24 protein-coding genes and 1 other RNA gene are annotated in these 26,974 nt (G+C 45.4%); 20 read left to right on the top strand and 5 right to left on the bottom strand.

Features of this window, described 5'->3' with window-relative positions; genetic code table 11:
- The first annotated feature begins 106 nt into the window (after window positions 1-106).
- From AC060N_RS05100 to AC060N_RS05070, 7 genes are all read left to right on the top strand, one after another.
- Window positions 107-1,201 (top strand): glycosyltransferase family 4 protein, encoded by a 1,095-nt coding sequence (locus tag AC060N_RS05100; RefSeq protein WP_479526148.1) that lies wholly within the window; start codon window positions 107-109, stop codon window positions 1,199-1,201.
- 417 nt (window positions 1,202-1,618) lie between these two features.
- The gene (locus tag AC060N_RS05095) at window positions 1,619-2,704 is read left to right on the top strand and encodes a Smr/MutS family protein (RefSeq protein WP_479526147.1); all 1,086 of its coding nucleotides are present in this window, start codon (window positions 1,619-1,621) and stop codon (window positions 2,702-2,704) included.
- A gap of 144 nt (window positions 2,705-2,848) precedes the next feature.
- Complete coding sequence (locus tag AC060N_RS05090) at window positions 2,849-3,226, top strand: four helix bundle protein (protein ID WP_463230332.1); 378 nt, start codon at window positions 2,849-2,851, stop codon at window positions 3,224-3,226.
- 277 nt (window positions 3,227-3,503) lie between these two features.
- Window positions 3,504-3,899: RNase P RNA component class A (gene rnpB / locus AC060N_RS05085), an RNA gene on the top strand.
- A gap of 111 nt (window positions 3,900-4,010) precedes the next feature.
- Window positions 4,011-4,376, top strand: a complete 366-nt coding sequence (locus AC060N_RS05080; RefSeq protein WP_479526146.1) for a four helix bundle protein — start codon at window positions 4,011-4,013, stop codon at window positions 4,374-4,376.
- 60 nt (window positions 4,377-4,436) lie between these two features.
- A complete protein-coding gene (locus tag AC060N_RS05075) occupies window positions 4,437-5,849 on the top strand; it encodes a hypothetical protein (protein WP_479526145.1) in 1,413 nt (470 codons plus the stop codon).
- 39 nt (window positions 5,850-5,888) lie between these two features.
- Window positions 5,889-7,118 (top strand): S-adenosylmethionine:tRNA ribosyltransferase-isomerase, encoded by a 1,230-nt coding sequence (locus AC060N_RS05070; RefSeq protein ID WP_463230337.1) that lies wholly within the window; start codon window positions 5,889-5,891, stop codon window positions 7,116-7,118.
- Window positions 7,119-7,275: 157 nt separating this feature from the next.
- Here AC060N_RS05070 and AC060N_RS05065 read toward each other — a convergent pair whose 3' ends face one another.
- Window positions 7,276-8,967: an alanine/glycine:cation symporter family protein gene (locus AC060N_RS05065; protein ID WP_479526144.1), complete on the bottom strand. Its 1,692-nt coding sequence runs from the start codon at window positions 8,965-8,967 to the stop codon at window positions 7,276-7,278.
- Between the two features lie 295 nt (window positions 8,968-9,262).
- On the opposite strand from AC060N_RS05065, the gene AC060N_RS05060 reads away from it, so the two are divergent.
- From AC060N_RS05060 to AC060N_RS05050, 3 genes are all read left to right on the top strand, one after another.
- On the top strand, window positions 9,263-9,520 hold the full coding sequence (locus tag AC060N_RS05060; protein ID WP_479526143.1) for a hypothetical protein: 258 nt from the start codon (window positions 9,263-9,265) through the stop codon (window positions 9,518-9,520).
- A gap of 12 nt (window positions 9,521-9,532) precedes the next feature.
- Window positions 9,533-9,733, top strand: coding sequence for a PspC domain-containing protein (locus AC060N_RS05055; protein ID WP_479526142.1), 201 nt, complete (start codon window positions 9,533-9,535; stop codon window positions 9,731-9,733).
- 387 nt (window positions 9,734-10,120) lie between these two features.
- Entirely contained in the window at window positions 10,121-11,299 is a 1,179-nt protein-coding gene (locus AC060N_RS05050; protein WP_479526141.1) for a hypothetical protein, read from the top strand.
- Between the two features lie 116 nt (window positions 11,300-11,415).
- Here the strand turns inward: AC060N_RS05050 and AC060N_RS05045 are convergent, their stop codons facing one another.
- Window positions 11,416-13,548 carry a Tex family protein gene (locus AC060N_RS05045; RefSeq protein ID WP_479526140.1) on the bottom strand — a complete coding sequence of 711 codons (2,133 nt, stop codon included), beginning with the start codon at window positions 13,546-13,548 and terminating at the stop codon, window positions 11,416-11,418.
- A 211-nt stretch (window positions 13,549-13,759) separates the two neighbouring features.
- On the opposite strand from AC060N_RS05045, the gene AC060N_RS05040 reads away from it, so the two are divergent.
- The 4 genes from AC060N_RS05040 to AC060N_RS05025 are packed head-to-tail and all read left to right on the top strand — an operon-like array spanning window position 13,760 to window position 16,895.
- Window positions 13,760-14,725, top strand: a complete 966-nt coding sequence (locus tag AC060N_RS05040) for a hypothetical protein (protein ID WP_479526139.1) — start codon at window positions 13,760-13,762, stop codon at window positions 14,723-14,725.
- A 23-nt stretch (window positions 14,726-14,748) separates the two neighbouring features.
- Window positions 14,749-15,843, top strand: a complete 1,095-nt coding sequence (locus AC060N_RS05035) for a sensor histidine kinase (RefSeq protein ID WP_479526138.1) — start codon at window positions 14,749-14,751, stop codon at window positions 15,841-15,843.
- On the top strand, window positions 15,840-16,595 hold the full coding sequence (locus tag AC060N_RS05030) for a LytR/AlgR family response regulator transcription factor (RefSeq protein ID WP_479526137.1): 756 nt from the start codon (window positions 15,840-15,842) through the stop codon (window positions 16,593-16,595). The genes AC060N_RS05035 and AC060N_RS05030 overlap by 4 nt, the downstream gene beginning before the upstream one ends.
- A 54-nt stretch (window positions 16,596-16,649) precedes the next feature.
- Window positions 16,650-16,895, top strand: a complete 246-nt coding sequence (locus AC060N_RS05025; protein ID WP_153638062.1) for a hypothetical protein — start codon at window positions 16,650-16,652, stop codon at window positions 16,893-16,895.
- Between the two features lie 31 nt (window positions 16,896-16,926).
- On the opposite strand, the gene AC060N_RS05020 is transcribed toward AC060N_RS05025, so the two are convergent.
- Entirely contained in the window at window positions 16,927-17,703 is a 777-nt protein-coding gene (locus tag AC060N_RS05020) for an NUDIX hydrolase (RefSeq protein WP_479526136.1), read from the bottom strand.
- A 269-nt stretch (window positions 17,704-17,972) separates the two neighbouring features.
- Here AC060N_RS05020 and AC060N_RS05015 point away from each other — a divergent pair, with 269 nt between their 5' ends.
- Window positions 17,973-20,432, top strand: a complete 2,460-nt coding sequence (locus tag AC060N_RS05015; RefSeq protein ID WP_479526135.1) for a glycoside hydrolase family 3 C-terminal domain-containing protein — start codon at window positions 17,973-17,975, stop codon at window positions 20,430-20,432.
- Window positions 20,433-20,673: 241 nt separating this feature from the next.
- Here the strand turns inward: AC060N_RS05015 and AC060N_RS05010 are convergent, their stop codons facing one another.
- Window positions 20,674-21,615 (bottom strand): aldo/keto reductase, encoded by a 942-nt coding sequence (locus AC060N_RS05010; RefSeq protein WP_479526134.1) that lies wholly within the window; start codon window positions 21,613-21,615, stop codon window positions 20,674-20,676.
- A 374-nt stretch (window positions 21,616-21,989) separates the two neighbouring features.
- Between AC060N_RS05010 and AC060N_RS05005 the strand changes: the two genes are divergently transcribed.
- The 5 genes from AC060N_RS05005 (at window position 21,990) to AC060N_RS04985 (ending at window position 25,959) form a co-directional block, all read left to right on the top strand.
- The gene (locus AC060N_RS05005; protein WP_479526133.1) at window positions 21,990-22,955 is read left to right on the top strand and encodes a TolB family protein; all 966 of its coding nucleotides are present in this window, start codon (window positions 21,990-21,992) and stop codon (window positions 22,953-22,955) included.
- Window positions 22,956-23,018: 63 nt separating this feature from the next.
- The gene (locus AC060N_RS05000) at window positions 23,019-23,717 is read left to right on the top strand and encodes an HAD family hydrolase (RefSeq protein ID WP_479526132.1); all 699 of its coding nucleotides are present in this window, start codon (window positions 23,019-23,021) and stop codon (window positions 23,715-23,717) included.
- Window positions 23,710-24,336, top strand: a complete 627-nt coding sequence (locus tag AC060N_RS04995) for a CatA-like O-acetyltransferase (RefSeq protein WP_479526131.1) — start codon at window positions 23,710-23,712, stop codon at window positions 24,334-24,336. The genes AC060N_RS05000 and AC060N_RS04995 overlap by 8 nt, the downstream gene beginning before the upstream one ends.
- Before the next feature lie 119 nt (window positions 24,337-24,455).
- Window positions 24,456-25,385, top strand: a complete 930-nt coding sequence (locus AC060N_RS04990) for an NAD-dependent epimerase/dehydratase family protein (protein WP_479526130.1) — start codon at window positions 24,456-24,458, stop codon at window positions 25,383-25,385.
- Between the two features lie 118 nt (window positions 25,386-25,503).
- The gene (locus AC060N_RS04985; protein WP_106542248.1) at window positions 25,504-25,959 is read left to right on the top strand and encodes an RpiB/LacA/LacB family sugar-phosphate isomerase; all 456 of its coding nucleotides are present in this window, start codon (window positions 25,504-25,506) and stop codon (window positions 25,957-25,959) included.
- 316 nt (window positions 25,960-26,275) lie between these two features.
- Here AC060N_RS04985 and AC060N_RS04980 read toward each other — a convergent pair whose 3' ends face one another.
- Window positions 26,276-26,653 (bottom strand): hypothetical protein, encoded by a 378-nt coding sequence (locus AC060N_RS04980; RefSeq protein WP_479526129.1) that lies wholly within the window; start codon window positions 26,651-26,653, stop codon window positions 26,276-26,278.
- Window positions 26,654-26,974: the final 321 nt, after the last annotated feature.

Below are 26,974 nucleotides of genomic sequence, written 5' to 3'. Positions count from 1 at the left end.
ATGCTGTAGAATTATTTTGTTTACAAAAATATTCATTTAACTTTGCACAGATTATATTAAGACAGACACCAACAGTTCTTATTGTAATAAACTTTAACCTCAAAAAATGAACACTCTGAAGGAAGTCATCTATTTGTTTGTCACCTTCATCATGGCCGCCGGATTAACCTATTTTTCCATCCCGACCTTAATCAAGGTAGCCCAATTGAAGCACCTCTATGACGAACCCAATCACCGTTCGGCCGCGACTACAATTGTTCCCACATTGGGTGGTGTAGCCATTTATGTCGGTTTTATCATTAGCATGATTATCGGCAGCAATGGTTTCATGTTTTCCGAAATCAAGTACATCATCGCAGCATTGACCATCATGCTGTTCATTGGCCTCAAAGACGACATTGTCGATATGGCGCCGAAGAAAAAGCTGTTGGGGCAAATCTTAGCCGCCCTTATAGTCATCATTCTGGGTAACATTCGCTTTACCAGCCTACATGGATTTATGGGTATCTATGAAATCCCGTTCATGGTCAGTGTGCCATTAACGTTGTTTGTGATGATCGTTTTGATTAACGCTCTCAACCTGATTGACGGCATCGATGGACTGGCATCGGGAATTACCATCCTCACTGCAGCGACCTTTGGCGGTTGGTTTTTTGCTACCGGACATTACGCTTACGCGATAACCGCATTTGCCCTGGCCGGCTCACTGACCTCGTTCTTCTGGTTCAACGTTTTTGGCAAAGAGAATAAGATATTTATGGGTGACACCGGCTCCCTTATTTTGGGAACCATCATGTCGGTACTGGTCATCCAGTTCAACGAATTCAATATCGGCCTGAGTGGTATCCACGCCTTTAGAGGAGCACCGGCCGTTTCCATCGGCATCATGATTATCCCGTTGATTGATACGCTGCGGGTATTCGTACTGCGCATTCTTCGTGGTACTTCGCCTTTCACGGCCGACAGGAACCACATTCACCACAAACTGCTCGATTTGGGAATGAGTCATCTGCAGGCCACCCTCACTATCCTGACGGTTAACCTGGGTTTTATTGCCCTGAGCATATCACTGCAAAACGTCCCGGTAGGAAAAGCGTTTATGATTATTGCACCGCTGGCCATTTTAATGTCAAGTGTTCCGTCATACCTGCTGCGCCGCAAAAAAATCCGCGAAACAGCATTGCAGACTTATCCGGATTGAAAAAAGCAGACATTAGAAGATAGAATAAAGATATTAGACAAAGAGCCGGGTGCGAAAAGCCCGGCTCTTTTGTCGATATATAAACCTCACATTCAAGCCTTGAACATTACAACTACAGGCAGTAACTTGAAACCTCTCCTATCTTCAAACCTCAAATCTGAAAACTTCCCCTTAAACTTAAAACTTCTTTCGCCTACTTGTCTTTCATCTAACGTCTAAAGTCTGGCGTCAGTCTCCTTTAAACTCTTCGAACGATATAAGCTACAGAAACGGCTAGGTCCAAACCTGAAACATGAAACCATCTTAAAACTCTTCTTACAACAGAAACTCTCCTAATAACAGGAACCATCTAATATCTGTCATCTGTCATCTGCCGTCTTTTTTCTTACCTTCGCAGGAATAAAAACAGACAGCAACATGCAAATCAAAATAGGAGACCGCGTACGGTTTTTAAATGATGTAGGCGGCGGGAAAGTAACATCCATCATCAATCCTAACATGGTGAATGTGGAAACGGAAGACGGTTTCGAATTGCCTACCCTGGTGACAGAACTGGTTGTAGTGAGTGGCGGCGACACCTATGGTATGCCCGATGAAGCTTCCGAAAAGAATACGGTAGCGAATGCACCCACAACAACAAAAGCAGCTTCAGAAGACGAAGAGGAAGAAGCCGAGCCGGAATTCTATGGTTTTGCCGAAATCAACCAGGTGGAAGGCAACGACCAGCCACGCTTCATTTTTGCCGTGGTTCCTGAAGATGCCAACAATGCGGTAGGTGCAGGGATTACCCTCTACCTAATCAACGATTGCAACTACTCCGTTTTATACCAGTTTGCCTATCGTCGTGATAAGAACTACGAAACACGTGACAGCGGCACACTGGAACCCAATACCCGCATTCAGTTGGAGCAACTCACACAAGCTGATTTGGGTGATCTCCCCGCTTTCTGCTTTCAGTTGCTTTACTTCCGGAAACATTCGTCATCCATGGAAGCTCCGGTACAAAAGGAAATCACCCTCAATCCGGTAAAATTCTATAAACAAAACTCGTTTTCGAAAAACGATTACTTCCGGAAACCGGCCATGACCTTTTCCCTGGTGACCGATCCGCTGACAGCCGAGCTGGAAAAGTTATCCGACAAAGAATTCAATAAAATTGTCAGAGAAAAAGAGAAGCCGTCCAAAAAGAAGATGAAGACAGTCACACTTCCGAACCAGGATTTGGTCGAAATCGATTTGCACATCCAGGAGTTGATGGACGACACCCGTGGCCTGTCCAATGCCGATATGCTCAAGATTCAGATGGACACCTTCCGGGAAGAACTGGCCAAAGCCATTGAATCCGGAGTAAAAAAGATTGTCTTCATACATGGTGTGGGAAATGGTGTGCTAAAGAATGAGCTCCGTCGTGAATTGCAACGCAAATACCGTAAATACTCCTTTCAGGATGCCTCTTTCCAGGAATATGGTTATGGTGCTACCATGGTGTACCTGAAGCGATGAGCTTGAGAGCAGAACTGAGAATGGGAGAAACGATGAATTGGTGAAAAGGAGAGTGGGAGATTAGCGATAAGAAGACCAGGTGACTTGAAAACGGATTAATGGGCTATTTTTCTTAATTTCATTATGTCTTAAAAAGTCGACCTCATGAAGAAAATGATTCGGACGCATAATGAGTTGGAAGTATATCAGATAGCATTTAAAACAGCCCAAAAGATTCACCAACTGACGATTCATTTTCCGATTGAGGAACGCTATTCGTTGACAGACCAGATCAGGAGAAGTTCAAGATCGGTTGCCGCAAATTTGGCCGAGGCTTACCGAAAAAGGCGTTATCCAAAGGCTTTTGTTTCAAAACTATCGGATGCAGAAGGAGAGGCTGCAGAAACGCAGGTCTGGCTTCAGTTTGCTCGTTCATTTGGCTATCTCTCACAAGATGAAGAACAGCAGCTAAGTTCGTTATATGACCAAATCATTGGAAAAATTGTCACCATGATAAATGCTCCGGAGAAATGGTCGCTTTAATACCGATGAGAAATTCTCCCGGTTCCCCTCTCGCCACTTCTCTCACTCTCCTCTTCTCCTTCTCCCTCTCTCCGGTTCTCCACTTCCCACTTTCTCCCTCTCGCCACTTCCTCCAATCACCTCTTCTCTCCGTTTCTCCCACTCTCTTTTTCACCAATTCACCGCCTCACCGTTTCTCCCCTTCTCATCTTCTCCCCATCTCCGTTTCTCCCACTCACCCACTCTCCATTTCTCCCTCACCCATACAGTTCTCAATATTATTCAGTATTTTCGTCCCGTCGCAGACCGTTCTATCGCGTTCCTTTCGGGGAATGAGGAAAGTCCGGGCAACACAGGGCGCCATGCTTCCTAACGGGAAGGCGGGTGTAAGCCTGCAGCAGTGTAACAGAAAACAACCGCTGCTCCGGACCTCGGTCCGAGACAGTAAGGGTGAAAAGGCGGGGTAAGAGCCCACCGGTATCTGTGGCAACACAGGTAGCCGTACGCCTCATGGGTTGTAAGGCCAAATATATTGCGAGTCCGCAAAGACACAGTGCGGCCCGCGCTGGTTCCGGTTCGCCGGAAGTCGCAAGGGGTAGGCTGCTCGAGGCTGCCGGTGACGGTAGTCCCAGATAAATGATAGAAGCCTTGCTTCGGCAAGGTACAGAACCCGGCTTACAGGTCTGCGATTTTTTAGATAAACAGTTTTAAGATTTAAGTATTAAGTTTTAAGACAATTGAATGAGTTTTAATTTGCGCTGAAGACCAGTAGAATCTTCTGACAACTTTCTGAAAAACGAGAGAAATGTACCATTCATTTGAGAATCTGGAAGTATGGAAAAAAGCATATCGATTGGTCATCCAAATCTATTCTGCCTTTTCCAGCACCAAAGAATACTTTATCAGAGACCAGATATTACGTTCATCCTTGTCTATCCCGAGCAACATTGCAGAAGGAGCTGAACGAAATTCGAAACAAGAGTTCATTCGGTTTTTACATATTGCGAAAGGTTCTTGTGGAGAATTGCGGACGCAGTTGATGATTGCCCGTGATTTAAAATTGATGGATAACGCAGAAGAGTTCATCAATCAAACAATTGAAATCTCATCTATGCTTCATGGCCTGATCAAAAAAATCGAAGCATCTCAAAACAAAACCTCAAAGCAATAATCGAGGCGCATTGCCCCTTCTCTTAAAACTTAAAACATAACACTTAACACTATTTTTTTAATGAAATACTTCGCCACCATCATTCTCCTGAGCTTCAGCTCGGTTTTATTTGCTCAGAAATCCGGATTTGCCCCGGTCTTTAATACATCCTTCAGCAGTTATGCCTCTTCGGGTGATGACCTTCCCTTTTGGATGACTGCGAACCAGAATGGTATGTTCACCATGCAGAACAATACATACCAGTTGCTGCAAGCCGGACTGACAAGAAGTCTGGAGCGTGATTCAGCCAGAACCTGGGGATACATGTACGGAGCCAACTTCGTGTATGGTTATGCGGGCGCTTCCGATTTCCAGGTCAACCAATACTGGGCCGGATTGCGATACAAATGGTTGGTGTTGCGTGCCGGAGCGAAACCGGAACCCATCCAATACGCCGGCCTCTCGTCCACCAATGGCAACATGTACTGGTCTAATAATTCACGCCCGTTACCGGGAGTTACCCTCTCGACCAATGGCTTCATTCCGTTTCTCTTTTGGAAGAACTGGTTCTCATTTAAAGCCGAATACCAGGAAAATTTCCTTCGCGACGACCGCTATGTGATGGACAGCCATCTGCATCATAAGAGTCTTTATTTAAGGGCGCAGCTACCGAAAAACTGGAGCATCACTGCCGGCTTGGATCACAACGTATTCTGGGGGGGGACTTCCCCAAACTATGGTAAACTACCCGGGGTAAAAGATTATTTCCGTTACATATTGGGGATGGCGGGGAGTAAAACTGCGCTTCAAACCGATATTCTTAATGCCGAAGGCAACACGCTTGGAATGTACCTGTTGAAAGTAGGGAAAGCATACAATAACTTCTCGTTGACATTCTACTACAACCATCCGTTTGAAGATCGATCCGGCCTGGAAATGGCTAACCTGCGGGACGGTTTATGGGGGCTGCATTATGCCAATGCCAACCGGAAAGCATTCCTCACCAACGCCGTCGTCGAATACATGAATACCCGCAACCAAAGCGGTTCCTTTCATTTGGTTCCCGATCCCACGCCAACCGAGCCGACACGCAGGCATGGTAGGGGTAGAGATGACTATTTCAATCACGGTGTATACAAATCAGGATATGTGTATCAGAACCGCATGATGGGAACGCCGTTTTTTGTCCCCACCATCAACCACGATGGAATTTCAACAGGATTCCGCAGTACAAGAATGTGGATGCAGCATTTTGGGCTGAGAGGAAATTTATGCAATCATTTTACCTGGAAAACCATACTATCGTGGTCGCGCAACTTTGGCCAATATGGGGACCCGTATCCATCGCCATTGAATGAATTCTCATTTCTGGCGGAAAGTCGCTACCACAGCAGCAAATTACCATTCGATGTGAAGTTCGGTGTAGCCGGAGACTATGGAGACCGCTTTCAGAAACGTATCGGCGCTTATGCCGGGATTCACTTCTCATTCTAATCGTTCAATCATTTATCTAAATCAGGATTTCCCGTTTTCATGGTTCAAACAAAAAATCTTCAAAATATTTCCGTACAGGAGTTCACCTACGATTTACCAGACGAACGCATTGCCAAATACCCGCTGGAAGAACGCGACCAATCGCAATTGCTCATCTGGAACCAGGGACAAATCTCGGATGATACATTTAGTAATCTTTCCACTCATTTACCGGAAAATTCGTTGCTTGTATTCAACAACACAAGGGTTATTCGGGCTCGGTTGCATTTTCGGAAACAAACCGGCGCCCGTATCGAGATATTTTGCCTGGAACCGACCACGCCTGCAGATTATGCTCTTTCTTTCACACAAACCGACAAATGCCGATGGAAATGCATCGTGGGTAACCTGAAAAAGTGGAAAGGCGAAATCCTGGAACAAACACTGGAGCTTGACAATCAGCCAATAAAATTCCGTGCAGAAAGAATCGGTGACGCAGGCAACGCACAGGAAATTGAGTTTTCGTGGGACAACCCAGCCTTTACGTTCTCCGAACTGCTGGAAGCGACCGGAAACATTCCCATTCCTCCGTATCTGCACCGTGAATCGGAAGAAAGCGACCTGACACGCTATCAGACGGTTTATTCCCGCATCAAAGGATCGGTCGCCGCACCAACCGCCGGTCTGCATTTCACCGAAAGGGTATTTGACTCTTTACCTGAAAAAGGTATTGAACGGGCAGAGTTAACCCTACATGTCGGTGCCGGTACCTTTCAGCCGGTGAAGTCCGACACAATTGGTGGCCATGAGATGCATACCGAACATATCCTGGTGGAGAAAACATTCATCGAGCAACTTCGTGATAAGCTGGATTCGGTGGTAGCCGTGGGAACGACTTCCATCCGCACACTGGAAAGTCTGTACTGGATTGGCAAAAAGCTGATGGAAAATCAGAACCTGAGTGAAAAGGAACTGCTGGTAGCCCAGTGGGAACCTTACCAGGAAGAAAATCATCTTCCCTCACCCAAAGAAGCTTTATCGGCGGTGATTGATTACCTGGCAGGCAACAACATGGACAAGCTGAATACAGCCACACAGATTATTATCCTGCCGGGATATGAGTTTCGCATCGTCAGGGGAATGATTACCAATTTCCACCAGCCACAAAGTACCTTGTTGCTACTCATTTCAGCTTTTCTGGGAGACGATTGGAAGCGCGTTTACCAGCATGCGCTGGTAAACAACTACCGGTTTCTCAGCTACGGCGATTCGAATTTGTATATCAAATAAGAGCAAAGACTTCAGACGCAAGAGTAGAGACAATAGAAGATTCCTGTTTTCATTGAATACACATAAAACGGAGTGTCAACAACAGAAACAATCGTAACTACAGAAACCGCGGAGCTCAACCTGAAACTTGTAACCTGAAATCTCTTTAACTTTATTTTTACCCTTTCGGAACCTTTTCCCCGGGAAAACGCATAGCATATTCGCCCCAGAAGTTCTTGACCTCCGATTTCATTTCCTTTCGGAGTAATAAAATACCAATCAGGTTGGGGATGGTCATCATAGCAATGGTGATTCCGGAAAATGTCCAAACAATCGTGGTATCGACGAACGAAGCAAGGAAGAATCCGATAACGTAAATAATGCGGTAATAAATCACGGTATGTACGCCGAATAGATAGGTCATGGCCCGACCACCGTAATACGACCAGGAAATGGCCGTGGAAAACGCAAACAACAACAATCCTATCGAAACAATATAACTACCGTAACGACCGAACCAGCTCTTGGTGAAAGCTACCGTCGTTAACGGTGCACTGTGCAACAACGATCTTCCCCTGAAATAATAATCACTCAATTCCGGGACTTTCCCGTCAGCTACTTCAATTTTCCCGGTATAAAGCTCATTATCGCGGGTGTATACTTTTACATGATCGGCAATGGAACGGGCGTGAATAATGGTCAGGTTATTCTGAATGGCGCCGTCTTTCACCGTTAAATCACCCGAAAAACGAGGAAATTCAGAATCATTTTCCCGGCCATTCAGGTCTTTTCTCAAATCTTTCAGTTCGGCTTTATTACTTTGATCTACCGGATGGGCCAGAATTTCCAAATCGGCAGCCTGAAAACGGTTTTCAAACTTTTTGTTCCACACTCCCGATGACAACAGCACCAGTCCGGTTAGCGAACAAATAATAATGGTGTCGATAAATGGCTCCAACAAAGCAACCAATCCTTCCGACACAGGCTCGTGTGCACGGGCAGCGGCGTGGGCGATCGGCGCCGATCCCTGACCGGCCTCGTTCGAAAACAATCCCCGGTTTACTCCCCGGTTGAAGGCAAATGAAAAACCAGCTCCCAGGAATCCTCCGGCCGCTGCCGTCCCGGTGAAGACATCACGGAAGATGGAGATAAAAGATGGGATAATATTTTCATAGTTATACAGAATAACGGCAAATGCTCCGATGAAATAGATGAGTGCCATGGCCGGTACCAGCTTGGACGTCACCTTGGCAATCCGCTTAATTCCACCGATAATAACCAGTCCAAGTAAAACAGCCAGGATGGCTCCTGATAATATCTTATTGATGCCCCACGTGGCAAACAGTGAATTGGAGATACTGTTGATCTGCGGCAAACTTCCTGTTCCAAACGAAGAAAGAATGGTCGCAATAGCAAAAATGACCGCCAGCCAACGCATATTTAGCCGGTTTTTCATGTAAAACATCGGTCCGCCGGCAATACTGCCATCCGATGCCTTTTCGCGGTACTTATGCGAAAGGGTTACCTCCACAAACTTGGTGGTCATACCCAGCATAGCTGTTACCAGCATCCAAAATAAGGCAGCTGGTCCTCCCAGGTGAATAGCCAAAGCTACACCGGCAATGTTTCCTGTTCCTACGGTTCCTGAAAGTGCTGTCGTTAACGCCTGAAAGTGGGACGTGTCTCCTTCATCGCCTTCCTTATCGAACTTACCGCGAACGATGCGAAGTGAGTGTTTCAAATAACGGAACTGGGGAAATTTCAGGTAAATGGTAAAAAACAAGCCGGTTCCCAAAAGCAAAAAAACAAACCATTGCGAACCGCCTACATAACTGTCAATCAATGAAAGAATCTCGTTCAGTTTTTCCATGAAACAGGTTTTAAGGTTAAGCGACAGCTTCCAAAAATAGGAATATTACAATGGAATCAAAGATTTGGTGGGGATTAATCCTTTCGGCGAGCCGCTCTTCCAGTTGATAACATCACAAAGCATCAGCCGGATAAAATCTATCTTCTTGCCTTGTCAATTAAATATTTCCAGGAAACCAGAATGAAAAGGAAGATTAACATTCGGGCATCAATTACTTTACAAAAATTCCTTACTTTTGGTAAGGATTCCGGCAGGTCCGGTTCATTTGAATTTTAATCAATCAAATTCAGATACTATGTTACCAAAGTTTCTTTTTGCTGATAACTCGCAAGAGTTACCTGATAACATCTTCATTGTTCACACCGAACAACCTCGTTTTATCGTTCAATGTGACATTGAAGGTTTCTGGACCAACCAGGAAATTTATTGGCTCGACGATAAACCGGAAAGCGACGAACTAATCTCGGAACTGCTCGATCAGGCAGCCGATTTCATGGAGATGGAACTGGAAAATCAGGAGCGACTCTACGACGAAGAAGAGGATGAAGACTAAAATATTCTAATCATGCAAACCGGATCACCTAAACGACTGATACGCTCAAGAACCGATCGAATGATTGCCGGTGTTTGCGGGGGGTTAGCCGAATATTTCGATCTGGATGTCAGTATCATCCGGATTTTGTTCGTGGTGTTAACCATTTTCACCGCAGCATTTCCCGGTATTCTGGTCTACATTATCATGTGGATAGTCGTACCTGAGCTGTAACCCCTTTTTCATACAAAATCATTTCCACTTTATGCATCGGTTGCATGAGGATGGAAAAGTTATGGCCACTCCTGTCTACACTTTCTCATCCAACGTAAAATTCCTCCGTTGCCACAACCTGCCTCAATAAACTTCTCGAAAACAACCTATTGACTTTTTCAAGATGATTGCTTAATTTTCATTAAGTAAACTAACCGAAATTTAACTGTATTGCTGAGCACCTCCCCTTATCACCTGTATCAGTAATCATCATCTCTTTCTTACAAAATATTCTGGGGAGTGTTCCCCCTTCACGGGAAAAAATACACCCTTAATTTCGTGCGTTCATTGGAAAATGAGCAACCAATCAAACCCAAATACAATTAACCAATCTTAAAACGTAACATTATGAAACGACTTTTTACACTCATTTTATCTCTTCTCATCTGCATTACTCTTGCAGCTCACGAAGATGAAGAAGGCGGTGGTAGCTCTGGAAAAGGAGGCACCAGCCAACATCAAGGAAAAGGAAAAGGCCCGGGAGGCCGGGAAAATGGTGGTCACGAAAACGGTGAAGAAGGCGAAGACGAAGGGGGTGGGCACGAAGAAGGCTCCGGTGGCAATCACGACGGCGGAAGTGGCGGCTCCGGTGGTCACGAAGAAGGTGAAGAAGGCGAAGGATGTGGTGGCGGACAGGGCAACAATGATGCCTATGTTATGCAAATAGGAAGCAACAACAACGCCCTCATCAACCAGGAAAGTGTGCATAACGGATTCGCTTCCATCGTTGTCAACGGAGACAACAACAATGCCTATATCATGCAAAAGGGAAACGGAGGTATTTCCGGCTTTGGCTACGAAGTAGGTGATTTTGATGTTTGTTCCGGATTCTCTCCGATTCTACCCCCCGATGAAGAGCAGCCATTGTGGGATGTCTCTACTGCTTTTAGTAACATTGCACTTGTCTGCGGAAGTGAGTTGGTCATCACAGAGGCCGGTTTCTCCTTTCACACAGTCGCCCCGGGTATTTATATCACCGGAGACAATAACAAAGCTTCCATTGAACAACGCGGTAAAACAGGTATTGCCGGAATTCAAATTACAGGTGACAAGAATGGCGCGAAAATCGATCAGTGTGGTAATTCCGGTCAGGCCTATATTGATATTACTTCAGCTAAACTAAGCGATGGAACAAAAGGACTAACGGCCGTAATCTCACAACAAGGGAAAACCAACTTTGCCTATAGCATCCTTAAGGGGATTTCCAATGATCCGACTATTCATGCCGGTTCGAACATCACACAGCATGGAAATAGCAACAGCGCATTTCAATACTCTGAAGGCGATAACATTCGGTTGGGTGTCACTCAGGAAGGTGGATTTAACACAGCCCGGCAAATCAATGTAGGCGATCATACATTCATGGGCATTGAACAAAGCGGCAGTCAGAATATCGCTGTCGAAATGTCGACCGGTAACTACAACAACAGCTATATCCAACAGGATGGAAGTCGAAATGAAGCACTTATTCTACAAGGTACACCTAGTGTTGCCGGCGTAGTAGTTCCGACGATAAGCATGAATTAATGCAATGCGAAGAATAAGCTAAACAGTATTGCATATTATAAATACCGTAATTTGGGTGAGATGAGGCAGATCTGAAGGTCTGCCTCTTATCTTGAACTAGTAATCTCCTGTTTTTTTTATCTGTCAGCTTGCTTCAACGAAAGGGAAATTCGCTTTCGCGGAATATCAACCTCAAGTACTTTTACCATCACATGCTGGTGCAATTTCACCACTTCGTTCGGATCGGAAATAAAGCGGTCGGCCAGCTCACTGATGTGCACCAAGCCGTCCTGTTTCACTCCCACATCGACAAAACAGCCGAATTTGGTGATATTGGTGACAATTCCGGGCACGACCATTCCCGGCTGTAAATCGGTGATGGAGAAAATGCCCTCAGCAAATTCAAATACCTTGATTCCGGAACGCGGGTCACGACCAGGCTTCGCTAATTCGGCCACAATATCAATCAAAGTAGGCAATCCGACCTCGTCATCCACATAACGGTTCAAATCTATCGACTTCCGCAACTCTTCACTGGCCACCAAGTCGGTTACCTGCTTTCCCAAATCCTTCGCCATTTTCTGCACCAGCGAATAACGCTCAGGGTGCACAGCCGAATTGTCCAACGGATTGGTAGCATCCGGGATGCGAAGAAAACCGGCACTCTGTTCGTATGCTTTGGGGCCCATCCGGGGAACCATCTTCAATGCTTCACGCGAAGCAAAAGGGCCGTTTTCTTTGCGATAGTCAACGATATTCTGAGCCAGCGTAGCGCCCAAACCGGAAACGTACGTTAGCAAATGTTTGCTCGCCGTATTCACATTCACTCCCACGAGGTTCACGCAAGATTCTACGACTGTGTCCAGACTTTTCTGCAATTGCTTTTGGTCAACATCGTGCTGGTACTGCCCCACCCCAATGGATTTCGGTTCAATCTTCACCAGCTCAGCCAGCGGGTCCATCAGGCGGCGACCGATAGAAACCGCACCGCGCACCGTCACATCATATTGCGGAAACTCTTCGCGCGCCACTTTCGATGCGGAATAAATGGAAGCTCCGTCTTCGCTCACCACAAACACCTGCAAATCGCGATCGTAATGGGTGTTCTTCACAAAGTGTTCCGTCTCGCGGCTGGCAGTTCCGTTTCCGATGGCAATCGCTTCGATTTTATAGGTGCTCACCAATGCGGCCAGTTTCTTCTTCGATTGCTTCACTTCCGACTGCGGCGGATGCGGATAGATGGTTTCGTTATGCAACAGGTTACCCTGAGCATCCAGGCAAACCACCTTACAACCGGTGCGATACCCGGGATCGACTGCCAAAACCCGTTTTTGTCCAAGTGGTGACGAGAGCAGTAACTGACGAAGGTTTTCAGCGAAAACTCCAATTGCTTCCGTATCGGCTTCCTCTTTCGATGAGTTAAAGAATTCCGTTTCGATGGAGGGCGCCAAAAGACGTTTGTAACTATCCTTCACCGCAAGGGAAACTTGGTCGGCACTCGCATTTCGGCCTTTTACAAAAAGTCGCTCCAAGCGCTCCATCACGCGGTCTTCATCCGGAGAAATCGACAGTTTCAGGAAACCTTCTTTCTCTCCCCGCCTCATCGCCAGCATCCGGTGCGACGGACAACGCTTCAACGGCTCTTCCCACTCAAAATAGTCGCGGTATTTAATTCCATCCTCTTCCTTTCCTTTCACCAAACGGGAACGAATCACGCCATCCCGGGCGAAAATATTCCGGACGATGTTTCGGGCTGCCGTATTCTCATTTATCCACTCAGCAATGATATCGCGGGCTCCGGCCAACGCATCCTCAACTGTTGGAACCTCATCCGACAGGAAGCGTCCGGCACGTCCTTCCGGATCATTCTCAAACTGTTTCATCACAATTTTCGCCAGCGGCTCCAATCCTTTTTCCCGTGCAATCGTCGCTCGGGTGCGGCGTTTGGGTTTGTACGGAAGGTAAATGTCCTCCAACTCATTCGGGTCGAGACAATCTTCTATTTTCTTTTGAAGTTCCGGAGTCAATTGCTCCTGTTCTTCAATGGTCTTCAAAATCGTCGCTTTGCGCTTTTCCAACTCCGTCAGCTTCTCCAGCTCCTCTTTAATGTTGCCAACTGCTACCTCATCCAGGCTGCCGGTTGCTTCTTTCCGGTAACGGGAAATGAACGGAACCGTTGCTCCTTCTTCCAGCAAAGAAATGGTATTCCGAACCTGACGTTCGTTGATATTCAGCCTTTCGGCAATGATATGATTGAATTTCGTATCCATTTAGATTGAATTAAGGAACCCAAATTTACTGAAAACAGCAGGGATTTCCGCACGATAGTTATCCACAATAATAGACTTACGAAGCAAAAACGGATTCCGGTTCGAAGGACAAAATCAACGATTCATGGACACGATTCTCCTACCCAAACTCTTTTTCTTTCTTCCCCCCTTTTGTCACCGTTACTTTGGACTAAACCTTAAAAAATAAGCCATGAAAAAATCGAACACTTTTTATCACATCGTCATCATTACACTGATGATAGCCTTCGGTTCAGGATTAAATGTGACAGCACAACCGCTAACCGAAAATCTGGCCGGAACATATAACCTGGCTGCTCCCCGCTCCGCGGAGGTCCAGTATTTTCATATGGAAACCGTACTAATTAATCGTGCTCCCGACGGCGTGGAAACCGGAAGAGAGAAATATATTCTCGATTTGAAATGCGAACCTTCCGGCCTAACCGGGAAAAATGGAGATACCTACACCTGTCTGCAATTTGCCGTCCAAAAGGACAGCGGTAAAGTCGCAACCATCCCGGCACTCAAGAATTGGAGTTATGTTTTCACTGGAGGTCACGATGACAAAGGCCAAGTATTGGGCATCGAACATGCCAAATTTGAAAACCTAACCGACAGCAACGGGCAACCCTTAGCAGCTAATCAATCGTACTTTGTATACAATACATTCATCGATTTTCATGCGTTTTGCGATGTTTTTGGCAGTCCAACCCAAGCTGGGAAAGGCATACAGGACCTCCATAAGATTGGCGACAAAATCGTCCACGCCGCAGCCAACTCCGAAGCGCCGGTCGACTTAGGAAGTAGTGTGAGCAAAGGCTCAACATTCACGAATGGAGAAATCACACTCAACTTCAAAGGTTTGTCAAGAACAAATGGCACACCTTTAGCTTTGGTCGGGTTCGATTCTGGTGACAGTCATTTCGTTATGAACATGGAACCCGCTCCCGGGTTTACGGTAAAAACCCGCGGAAGTTCACATTATTGGGGCGATTTGTACGTCAACCTGAAAACCCATTGGATTAGCCATGTGGAAATGGAAGAAGTAGTGGTAGCACAAACCAAACTTCCGGCTCCCAACAATCCGGTTTCATCGGTCACCGTCCGTCATTCCGTTATCCGGAATATGGCTCAGCCCGAAATTCTCTCAGTCAAATAATTTGTAACTTTTAGCCGGGTGAAATGAATTCTAACCTTGCATTTCGTCCGGCTGATGAAACCAACAAAGTCATGAAAAACCAGTACGAAAGAAGTTTTTTCCGTCCGGATACGTTAGGATACCACATCAAAATGATTGCCGTATCCGCTTCTCTTATTATCGTGTCCTCTCTTTTACAAGGCTCTCCTTTACTCACTGAAGGACATATAGTCGGCTTCATTTTGATTCTATTTCAAGTGGAATTGTATACCTGGCTGGGAGTTCACTTTTTCCGATCGTTACCTGGTGAATCGGGGAAAGGTGCCATGCGAAAAATATTGAGACGTTTTGTTTGGTTCTATCTGACCTGTTTCGTTGCTGCCGCTATCATTTTCACACTGGTAATGGGCGGATTATTTCTCTGGCACGGAGATCCCCTTAGTGAGTTGTTTCCGCATCTTATCCACCAGGAACTGAGTGGTTGGTTAGTTGGAACAAACTTTGGATTGCTGGGCGGTACACTCATTTTCCTATACATCCAGTGGAACGATGCCATGAAGCGCGAACAACGGCTAAGGGAAGAAAACCTGATTTTTCAGAACCAGACATTGAAAAACCAGGTCAATCCGCATTTTCTGTTCAATAGTCTGAACACACTGTCTTCACTGGTTAATAACAATCCGGAGCTGGCCGAACAGTTTACCGGTAAACTGGCACAGATCTATCGATACATACTGGAAAACAATGCGAAAGACAGCGTCATGTTAGATGACGAACTAAATTTCGTTCAGGATTATTTCTACCTGCATAAAATACGCGATGAAGATAAAATCAACCTGACAATTGATATTCCGGATACAAATGGATATCAAATTCTGCCGGTTTCGTTGCAATTGCTTATCGAAAATGCGTTGAAACACAACATGGCGACACGGGAAAATCCGTTGGAAATAAAACTGCAAATAGAGGACAATTCAATCGTGGTTTCCAACAACCTGCAGCCCATGGCTACGCTTCCGCAGTCGGTGGGAACGGGACTGAAAAACCTGGCTGAACGAATCAGGTTGTCCACAGGAAAAGAATTAATCGTTGAAAATAACCGCGAAACCTTTACTGTTAAGATACCTTTGTTATTATGAAAGTAATGCTTGTCGAAGATGAAAAGCCAGCAGCACAAAAGATGGCCCGGCTGCTAAAACAGACGGCTCCTGATGCCGACTTAGTGGCAATAACCGAAACCGTAGAAGATACGGTTAACTGGCTACAGGAGTACGGAGAACCTGATCTGATCCTGATGGACATTCATCTGGACGACGGATTGTGTTTCGAAATTTTCGACACGGTGAAAGTAACCGCCCCGGTTATCTTTACCACCGCATACGATGAGTATGCCATCCGGGCATTTAAATTCAACAGCATCGATTACCTGCTGAAACCGGTTGGAGAAGAAATGTTACGAAAAGCCCTGGATAAATACCGCGCCATCCATGAAAAATACCACTATGGTCAAGCTGGTTACCGGCATTTGCTTCAGGAGTTTTCGGCAGCCTACAAATCCCGTTTTCTGCTAAAAATCGGAAGCCGTTACAAATCGGTATCTGTTAATCAAATCAAGTATATCTTCAGCAGCGACGGGAACGTTTTTCTTCAAAATACAGATGGGCAGGCATTCGCATTGGAATTTTCGCTCGACCATGTTCAAAAGCTACTCGACCCGGCCGATTTTTTCCGGATCAACCGCAATTGTCTCATACACATCGATGCTGTTGAAGAGATGGTTGCTTACTCTTCAAGTCGTTTGCAACTGCATGTTAAAGAAGAAAAACCGCAGGAAATGTTTGTGGTAAGCCGCGACCGTGTTCCTGAATTTAAACGTTGGATGGATCGGTAGACCGGAGAAATCTATATCTTCGTGGAAAGATATACACCACAAAAAGTCATACTTATGAAAAATCCAATTGTATCCGTTATTCTATTTGCCATCGTCGGCTTGATACTGGGTTACCTGATTTTTGGACGGATTTCAGGGGAATATGTCGACATCAGCACCATATTCCACGGTTCATCAGGTGCGCTGGAGTCGTTTGGCCGCAAACTGGCCGGAATTACCAAAATGCGCCAGAACATCCTTATTTCGGGTGGCGTTGGAGCAGTTGTCGGATACATCGTTTACCTGATTCGCAAGAAGTAAATTTGCTGACATCCGTTGGCAGAAAATAAAATTACCAACCGCCCTGAAGGCCTTCCTTCAGGGCTTTTTGATATTGTTCCAGATTGAATTTGTACAAATACGGCGCTTTATGTGCACCACCTTTACGCCGCTCATCCAATCTGTCAAGGATGCCGTAAGCCAGCATTTTTCGCTGAAAGTTTCTCCGGTCGAGCGTTTTGCCCAGAATGGTTTCATACAACTTTTGTAGCTCCGGCATCGTAAATTTTTCCGGAAGAAGATTATATCCGATAGGCAGAAAATTCAATTGCCGCCGCATAGTTTCCAGGGCAGCACCAATAATTTTATTGTGGTCGAGTATCAATTCTCCGACGTTATCAAGGTCGAACCATTCACAAGCTTCACTGTCCCATCCTTCTGCAGGAATAGCTTTCTCATAGTCAACCAACGCATAAAACCCAACGGAAATAAATCGCTTTGTCAGCCAGTTATTCTCCTCAACCACGATTCCTTCACTACGCATCAGCTCTAAAAACTTCTCGGTATTGGAGCGATGAATGTCGCTAAACACATGAAACTGGCGCAGAAAGATATCATTCAGCCCGGTTCGTTCATTCAACACACGGTCGGCAGCTTCTTCCATGGTTTCTTTTTTTAAAACGAAACCCCCGGGCAATGCCCACCGATCGTCATGACGGATTTTCAACAGGAGAACTTTCAACTGGTTGGCATGAAATCCAAAAATGACACAATCGAGTGAAATATGCGCCATGAAGTGCTCATCTCCCCGATTGATAAACTCGTGCATTTCCTGTTTTTGCTCCATCATGAAAATTTTACTGCAAATAAAATCAATTTTTTGTTTCAGTTTCAAATGAAAATAAATATCATTGTGTCAGCAAAACACATTGGTAAATGTAGACATTTTCTGAATCACGAAAAAGTCCGTATTTTAAACAAAGCTAACCAACAGATATACAACCAACCGGAAAGCTTTATCCTGAAATAGAAATTTGGTGTTTTACTGAGAACTGGTAAAAATAAAACGACCTGAAGAAGCTTGTTTAAAACAATAAAACCGGATTTAATTAAGAACCTATGAAACAATTTCGCAAACATTTGCTCCTCGGAGCACTATTCCTAATGTTCTCATCTCACTGGGCAACAGCCCAGGAACCGAAGTTGGGTGAAGCCTCGATTTCGAAGGTAATTTCGGCTATGACACTGCAACAAAAAGCCGAATTGGTCATCGGTACCGGAATGCATTTCGAAATTCCCGATTCTATCAAAGCCAAACTGCCCGGAGGCGGCGCCAACTCACCTTTTTTCCAGGCTCCCGATACAACACTGGGAAAGGCCTACAATGAAATGCTGGAGAAACTGCAGAAAATAGTTCCCGGTGCTGCCGGACATACGGCCATGTTCCCCGAATTCAATATTTCAACAATGGTTTTGACTGACGGTCCTGCCGGGCTGCGCATTCAGCCAAAGCGAAAGGGAACCGATCAAACTTATTATTGTACCGCTTTCCCAATTGCAACCTTACTGGCATCAACCTGGGATAAAGACCTGGTGACCAAAGTTGGTGAAGCTATGGGTAACGAGGTATTAGAATACGGTTCAGACGTGCTGTTGGCACCCGGAATGAACATTCAACGTAACCCGCTGTGTGGTCGTAACTTTGAATATTACTCGGAAGATCCGTTTGTGACCGGACAAATGGCAGCTGCTATGGTGAAGGGTATCCAGTCGGAAGGCGTGGGAACTTCCATCAAGCACTTTGTGGCCAACAACCAGGAAACCAACCGTCTTTCAGTAAATACTATTGTCAGCGAGCGGGCACTTCGCGAAATCTATCTCGAAGGATTCCGGATTGCCGTAGAAGAAGCCAATCCATGGACAGTGATGTCATCATACAACAAAGTGAACGGAACGTATACTTCCGAAAGTGGTGACCTGTTGACCAAAATCCTGCGCGACGATTGGGGATTCAAAGGTTATGTGATGACAGACTGGACCGGTGGAAGCGATGTGATTGCTCAGATGGAAGCCGGTAACGATTTGATTATGCCGGGCAATACCAGGCAGATTCACGAAATCATCGATGCCGTAAAATCAGGGAAACTGGACGAAAAAATACTCGACAGAAACATCGCCCGTATCCTGAAAGTGTTGATGATGTCTCCCGATTACAAAGGATTCCATCATACCGATAAACCTGATCTGAAAGCACACGCTGCCATTACCCGCCGGGCTGCTACCGACGGAATGGTACTGTTGAAAAACGATAATTCAGCTCTTCCTTTCGCAGGAAACGTAAAAAATGTAGCTGCATTTGGAAATACTTCCTACGAAATGATTACCGGTGGAACCGGAAGTGGTGATGTAAACGAAGCATATACCATTTCTCTGACTGATGGTCTGAAAAATGATGGTTACACAACCGATGCATCCCTGAAAGGTACTTACGAATCTTACATTAAGGACGAAAGAGCTCATCAGCCCAAACCGAAGAATATCCTGGCTGCCATGATGGGTGCCAAGATGCCGGTTACTGAAATGAATGTAACGCCGGAACTGGCAAAAGAGATGGCTGCCAAAACCGATGTGGCTTTGATTACCATTGGACGTAACTCAGGCGAAGGTGGTGACCGCGAAGCAGCTCCCGGCGATTTCGATCTGACGAAAACCGAAAAGGCGATGATTCAGAATGTAACCGATGCTTATCACGCAGCCGGTAAAAAGGCCATTGTCATTCTGAATATTGGTGGTGTAATCGAAACAGCCAGCTGGCGCGATATTCCGGATGCTATTCTGCTGGCATGGCAACCTGGTCAGGAGTCGGGTAACTCCATTGCCGACGTATTGAGCGGAAAAGCCAATCCGTCCGGAAAACTCGCTGTTACTTTCCCAATGAAGTATTCTGATGTTCCTTCATCTGACAATTTCCCCGGACATGCTGTGAAAACTGACAAGCCAATGGACGACAAAGCTGATGGCTCCGGTTTCTCTTTCATGCGCCGCGTGCCGTGGGAAGTAACGTACCACGATGGTATTTATGTAGGCTATCGTTACTACGATGCATTCAACGTAAAACCGGCTTATGAATTTGGTTATGGACTTTCTTATACAACGTTCGAATACAGCGACCTGAAACTGAGCTCTGACAAATTCGATGGTTCGCTGACCATTACCATGAATGTGAAAAATACCGGAAAAGTAGCCGGACAGGAAGCAGTTCAGCTTTATGTAAGTGCTCCGAAAGGTTCCATCAACAAGCCGGTTAAGGAATTGAAGGATTTCGGTAAAACGAAATCGCTGAAACCGGGCGAATCGCAAACACTCACCTTCAAGCTCAGCCCAAGAAGCCTGGCATCATTCCACACCGATTCGTCGGAATGGATTGCCGATGCCGGAACGTATAAAGTAGAAGTTGGTGCTTCGTCGCGGGATATTCGTTTGAACGGAACCTTCGACCTTGACAAGGAACTGATGGTGAAAAAGGTGAACAAAGCATTAGCTCCGGCAGCACCTGTTAAGGAGATTCAACCCAAGTAAATTTTAGGTAAAGCGATTAGTAATAAAAAGGTGTTTCCCTGCGTATCTCTTGCCAGGGAATACCTTTTCTCCAAATGCTTAAAGAGAAGATTTTTGATTTTCATGGATTAACAAATACAAGGAAGAAGTTTTAGACAACTAGATTTTTTCACTTTTTGATTGACTGTTAATTTACATTTGAAGTGTAAAAAAAGCGCCTCTGAGCAGGGCGCTTTTTTCATTTGTATGATTATATGTGTTCTTAATCAAGATTCTCCCGGATGGCTTTGTTGATTTTCTGCAAATCATCTAAGGTCAGAGTGAAACTGCAGGCTTCTGCATTCTCACGAGCTTGCTTGTCACTCTTCGCTCCCACCAAAACCGAAGTAATTCCCAACTGACTAAATGTCCAGTTGATGGCCACCTGTGCAACGGTTTTATTATGCTCCCGGGCAACTGATTTCAATACCTTGATGACTTTTTGCACTTTCGACCATTCCGGTTCGTGGTAGTAGTTATAAAATTTGTCCCGGAAATCACCTTCTTTGAAAGTAGGAATCTCCTTAAACTTTCCGGTCAGTAGTCCACCAGCCAATGTTCCGTACGAAATAATTCCCAATCCGTTTTCCTGGCAATAGGAAACCACATCTTTCTCGATGCTTCTCTCCAGCATAGAGTACTGAGGCTGCAGGCTAACCAGCGGAGTAATTTTTCTTACTTCATCCATCTGCTCAGGCGTAAAGTTGGAAACACCCAAATAACGGAATTTCCCCGCTTTTTTGATTTTCTCAATCGCCTCCAGCGTATCTTCAATCGGGGTATCGGGATCAGGCCAGTGAAGTTGGTACAAATCGATGTAGTCGGTATTCAGGCGACGAAGCGAATCATCGATCTCTTTCATCACCGATTCCGGCTTCAGATTCTTGACGAAATCATCTTTCGTCCGAACGATTCCGCATTTAGTCGCGACAACCACCTGGTCGCGATAGCCTTTGATGGCTTTTCCAACCACTTCTTCTGCGTGACCGGCTCCATACGCGGGAGCGGTATCAATCAAATTAATTCCCGCATCTATTCCGGCCCGAAGCGCATAAATCGATTCACTGTCATCGACATGGCCGAAAAAATCGTTGCCCATGGCCCATGTTCCCAGCCCAACGGCAGTAACACTCAAGTCCGTGTTATGGATTCTTCGTATGAACATAATAACGTTTTAATTTTTTTTGCACTGCATCGTGCACACAAAATGAATCAGCTCAATTTGCATGCGCTGCAACGTAATATGAAGTTTCAATTTAAGCTAAACTCAGAACGTATAACTAAAGTCAACGGTTCAGCCGCAATGGCTAAGAAGTCAGGACGAAGGTCCGGACAAAAGGAAATCAGGTTGTTGGTTGCACTTTTCACCCAAAAGGCGATTAAAGATAAAAAGTCGTGGCGTTCCTCCCAAAAGAATTCCGGTTCGAACCCGGAAAAATGGTTTTCGGAAGCATTATCTTTATGGAAGCATAAAGTTAATTAACCTAAGGCCATTACAAAATGGTCTATTGCATTCAAACCACTAAACAAACTGCATCGATGAAAAAAATGCTTCTTCTCCTCGTCCTGTTGACTGGAATTAGTATCACGGGACACACGCAGGACTCATCGCAGGAAATCGTTCCTTTTATGCCGGAATTAATGAATCGTTTTCCCAATGTGCGCGATGTAGCCATATCTCCCGACGGCTCCGAAATCTATTTCTCTGTTTCTTCCTTCCGGAAAGAATTCTACGCCATCGTTGTCATTAAAAGAAATGGTGACGAGTGGAGCGAACCCGTCGTTGCTCCGTTCTCAGGTCAGTACAACGATTTGGAGCCAGCCATTTCACCCGATGGATTAAAGCTCTTTTTCGCCTCTCAACGCCCACTGAATGACACCATCAACGAGCCTAAGGACTGGGATATATGGTATGTCGAACGAAAAAGTCCGGATGCTGAATGGTCGGCACCAATCAATCCGGGTGCACCGCTCAACTCCGATGGAAACGAATTTTACCCTTCGGTAACCAACAAGGGCGATGTCTATTTCACGACCACACCCAACAAAAACACCAACAAAGAAGACATTTTCGTTAGTCGTTTCAGCAAAAATGGTTTTTCTCAGCCCGTTGCTCTACCGGCAGAAGTAAATACCGATGGTTATGAATTCAATGCCTTTGTGGCACCCGACGAATCCTACCTGATTTTTTCATCGTTCGGACGGAAAGATGGCAACGGCGGCGGCGATCTGTACATCGCTTTCCGCGGAAGCGACGGAAAATGGCAGCCTGCACAAAACATGGGGCCAGAGATTAACAGCGAACAGCTCGATTATTGTCCGTTTGTTGATGTCCCGACACAAACTTTTTACTTCACCAGCGAAAGCAGCAACGTCCGGAAATATTTCGACCGGCCACAAACGCTGGAAGCGCTTGAAGACGAGTTTTATCAGTTCGAAAACGGATTGAGCCGGATTTACCAAATGCCATTTTCGCCGGAAGATTACCAAACAAAAACCGAGTAAAAACGGTATAAATTGAAAACCGCGGGACTGTTATTAAAATCCCGGCAGGAATGAAACTTAGAAATGAAAAACATTAAAGTGATTGCCTTTGACGGCGACGACACCCTTTGGGTGAATGAACCGTATTACCAGGAAACAGAAACACAATTTTGCAACTTATTAACGGCTTACCTTCCGGAAGAAGAGATTCGAAAAGTCCTCTTCCAAACCGAAATGGACAACCTCCCGCTTTATGGTTACGGAGCCAAAGGGTTTACCCTTTCGATGATGGAAACAGCTCTGAAAATATCGGAAAACCGATTGGAACCAGCCGTTCTGCAAGATATCATCCATTTAGGAAAAACACTGCTCAATAAGCCAATCGAACTGCTCGACGGCGTTCAGTCCGTTCTTGCCTCGCTTCAAAACCGATACAAACTCGTATTGGCCACCAAAGGCGATTTGCTCGACCAGGAGCGAAAGCTTTTCAAATCCGGCTTAAATCCGTTTTTTCACCACATCGAAATCATGAGCAACAAAAAAGAAGATGACTACGAAAAGTTGCTTCATCATCTCGATATAGAACCGAAAGAGTTTTTGATGGTAGGCAATTCCCTGCCTTCCGATATCATTCCTGTCGTCAAGCTCGGCGGATTTGGTATTCACGTGCCCTATCACACGACCTGGCAACACGAGGAGGTTACCCGGCACAACCTGGATACAAAATACTACCGTGAAATTGAAGAACTCAGTGAAATCCCGGAACTTTTAAGCCATGAATAAAATTGATCTCTCCACCTGGAACCGGCGCGAACATTTCGCCTTTTTCAGTCAGTTCGATGAACCCTTCTTCAGCATCGTTAGCGAAGTCGATTGCACCGTTGCCTACCGGAAAGCGAAAGAGCACGGCATTCCGTTTTTCGTCTGGTACCTCTATCAATCGCTTCAGGCCGCCAACCTGACAGAGCCTTTCCGCTACCGGATTATTGATGGCGAGGTGGTTATTCTTGATGAAGTCCATGCCTCCTCAACCGTTGCCCGCGACGACCACACATTCGGTTTTACCTTTATGCCTTACCGGGAAGATATGAAAGCCTTTGTTGCCGAAGCCTTACCCGAAATTAAACGGGTTCAACAACTGGAAGGACTTTGCTTTGATGAGCAGACCAGTCGCACCGATGTCATTCACTATTCGTCGATACCGTGGATCAATTTTACGGCATTAACCCACGCCCGCCACAATGCCCGGCAAGATTCAGTCCCTAAAATTTCGTTTGGTCAGTACGGCGAAAAAGAAGGAAAACTGATGATGCCGGTATCAATATCCGTACACCATGGATTGATGGACGGCTATCACGTTGGACAGTTTTTGGCAAAATTTCAGGAGCTACTTGAATCATAAGCCATACAAAATCCGTATGGATAGATAACATTGAACATATTTTTTATTTTTCGGTTTTAATCGGAAAGCTTTACAGCTTTAGTCTGAACGACAGATTGTAACCTAAAAAACGAATGACCATGCAGACCATCTTAGGAGCGGGAGGTGCCATTGGTATTGACCTCGCAAAAGAACTTTTGGTTTACACCGACAAAATCCGGTTAGTGAGCCGAAATCCTGTTAAGGTAAATGCCAATGATGAACTATTTCCAGCTGATTTGACCAAGGCCGAAAGCATCGATGAAGCAGTGAAAGGCTCCGACGTTGTTTACCTGGTAGTTGGATTTCCGTACGACATTAAGGTGTGGCGTAAAGTATGGCCGCAAGTGATGACCGACGTGATTGCCGCCTGCAAGAAACACAACGCCAAACTGGTTTTCTTCGACAACGTTTACATGTACGATCGCGATGCAATTGGATTCATGACCGAAGAGACACGCGTCCGGCCTACTAGTAAAAAAGGGGAGATTCGCCGCCAGATTGCCCAGCAATTACAAGATGAGATGGCCTCCGGTGAACTCACCGCCCTCATCGCGCGTTCGGCCGATTTCCTTGGATTGACCAACAGCGTTCCGGTCGAGATGGTGTATAAAAACCTGGCCAAAGGCAAAAAGGCGCAGTGGCTGGCCGATGCCAACAAAGTGCATCAATATACATTCGTTCCCGATGCAGCCAAAGCGACCGCGATGCTCGGCAATGCCCCCGATGTCTGGAATCAGGTCTGGCATTTGCCCACCGACCATTCCCGGTTAACCGGAAAAGACTGGATCGGGCTTTTTGCCAAGGCGATGAACGCTGAGCCTAAGTTTACCGTCGTTCCCGGTTGGATGCTGGGAATCATCGGCCTTTTCATGCCCATCATGCGGGAGCTGAAAGAGATGAACTACCAGAACGATCGCGACTATGTTTTCGACAGTACAAAATTCGAGCAACGTTTCGGCTTTACGCCTACCCAACCGGAAGAGGCGGTTAAATATGTAGTCGGGAAATTAAAAGAGGCGGAAAACTGAGTTGGTATTTGAGGTATTGTTAACCTATCGTCATAAAGCCGGGCCGCTGACAAAACAATCGCCGCCACCTTGAAAAAATTCCTAAATTTGCTCAGCTAAAAATTAAAAACACACACAAATGATTTACCTGGCATCTGACCACGCAGGATTCGAGCTGAAAAAACAGATCGGCGAGTTCCTGAAAGAGATGAACCTTGATTTTGAAGATGTGGGTCCACATACCTATGACGCACAGGATGATTATCCCGATTTCATTATTCCGGCAGCCGAGAAAGTCGCCGAAAAACCATTGGAAAACAAAGGCATCGTACTGGGTGGTTCCGGTCAGGGCGAAGCACTGGCGGCCAACAAAGTAAAAGGCGTACGGGCAGCGCTTTATTACGGCGGTTCAACCGACATCATCACCTTGTCGCGCGTACACAACAACGCCAACGTACTCTCACTGGGAGCCCGTTTTCTGACAATGGACGAAATCAAAGAAGTCATCAAACTCTGGCTGGCGACCGATTTCACGGAAGAAGAACGCCATGCAAGACGGTTGGACAAAATTCTCGACTACGAGATGAAGAAATAAGTCGATTCAAAATAGTTGGATATAGGCTAAAAAGGCTTCCTGTTAACGGGAAGCTTTTTTTTTCAGCAGGAAGGCGCAAAGCCATCCGGGAATAGGACAAAGCAGTGTGCGTTTCGCAAAAAAGAATGTAACTGAAACATTGTTCAAGCGGGAAGCGATACCGGGTCGTTTCGACTGCATAACGGTTGGTACATGTTGTCGGGGCGCAGTTGGCGTACCACCGAACCCCGCCTTGCAATATGTACTGTGTTGTAAAGCGTTTTTTTATTTATTTCTAAGTTCAAGTCAATTATGTTCTTTTTTAAGATGTAATGAATCAATGTTTAATCCACTTCATAGTCTTGAATATTCCAGTCAAACCTGCAAAGCCACAAATAATAATCATTAAAATTCCCCAAATAATAGGTTCACTCATTTTGTTTCCAATAATTATAGTCAGCGGGAGTGCCATATTTACTATCATTATTAATCCCCCAAAAATTAAAGTCAACACTTTCATAATTTTGTTTTCAAATAGAAGTGGAATTAGAATTGGAATGACTGAAATTAATATCCAAACTGTAACCGTATTAAATACTCCAATTGTCATTTCGATAGGAGCAATCAACAGTCTTATTGTATAAATCATGAAACCTATGAGTAGTACTAAAAATGTCAATGAAATACTGAGTCGTTCGAAGTTTGTATTTTCCATTCTGTTGGCTTTTTAAAATGCTTTACGGTTGATGGTATGGTGTCGTGCGGGATTGCGAGGCGATTTCCTATCAGTATACACCGACTTTTTTTTACGAGCTACAAACACTCGAAACCCGCCGAAACCCGCATGCACTATACCATGTGTTGTATGCTGGGCTTTATTCATTATCAATTAATTATCAATTTTTTACAATCATTAATCTACTCAATCGAAGTACTGCTGTTTCCGAAAAAATAGTTTTTAGGTTCGGCAAAAAAGCGGTGGCTGACAGACAAGTCCAAACTAGGTTACCTGTTTTATCTCCTCCGTATACGGCAA

This window comes from Prolixibacter sp. DSM 2831 (assembly GCF_056493735.1).
Note: the sequence above shows the minus strand (reverse complement) of the source record. Positions and strands in the feature narration are given on the sequence as shown.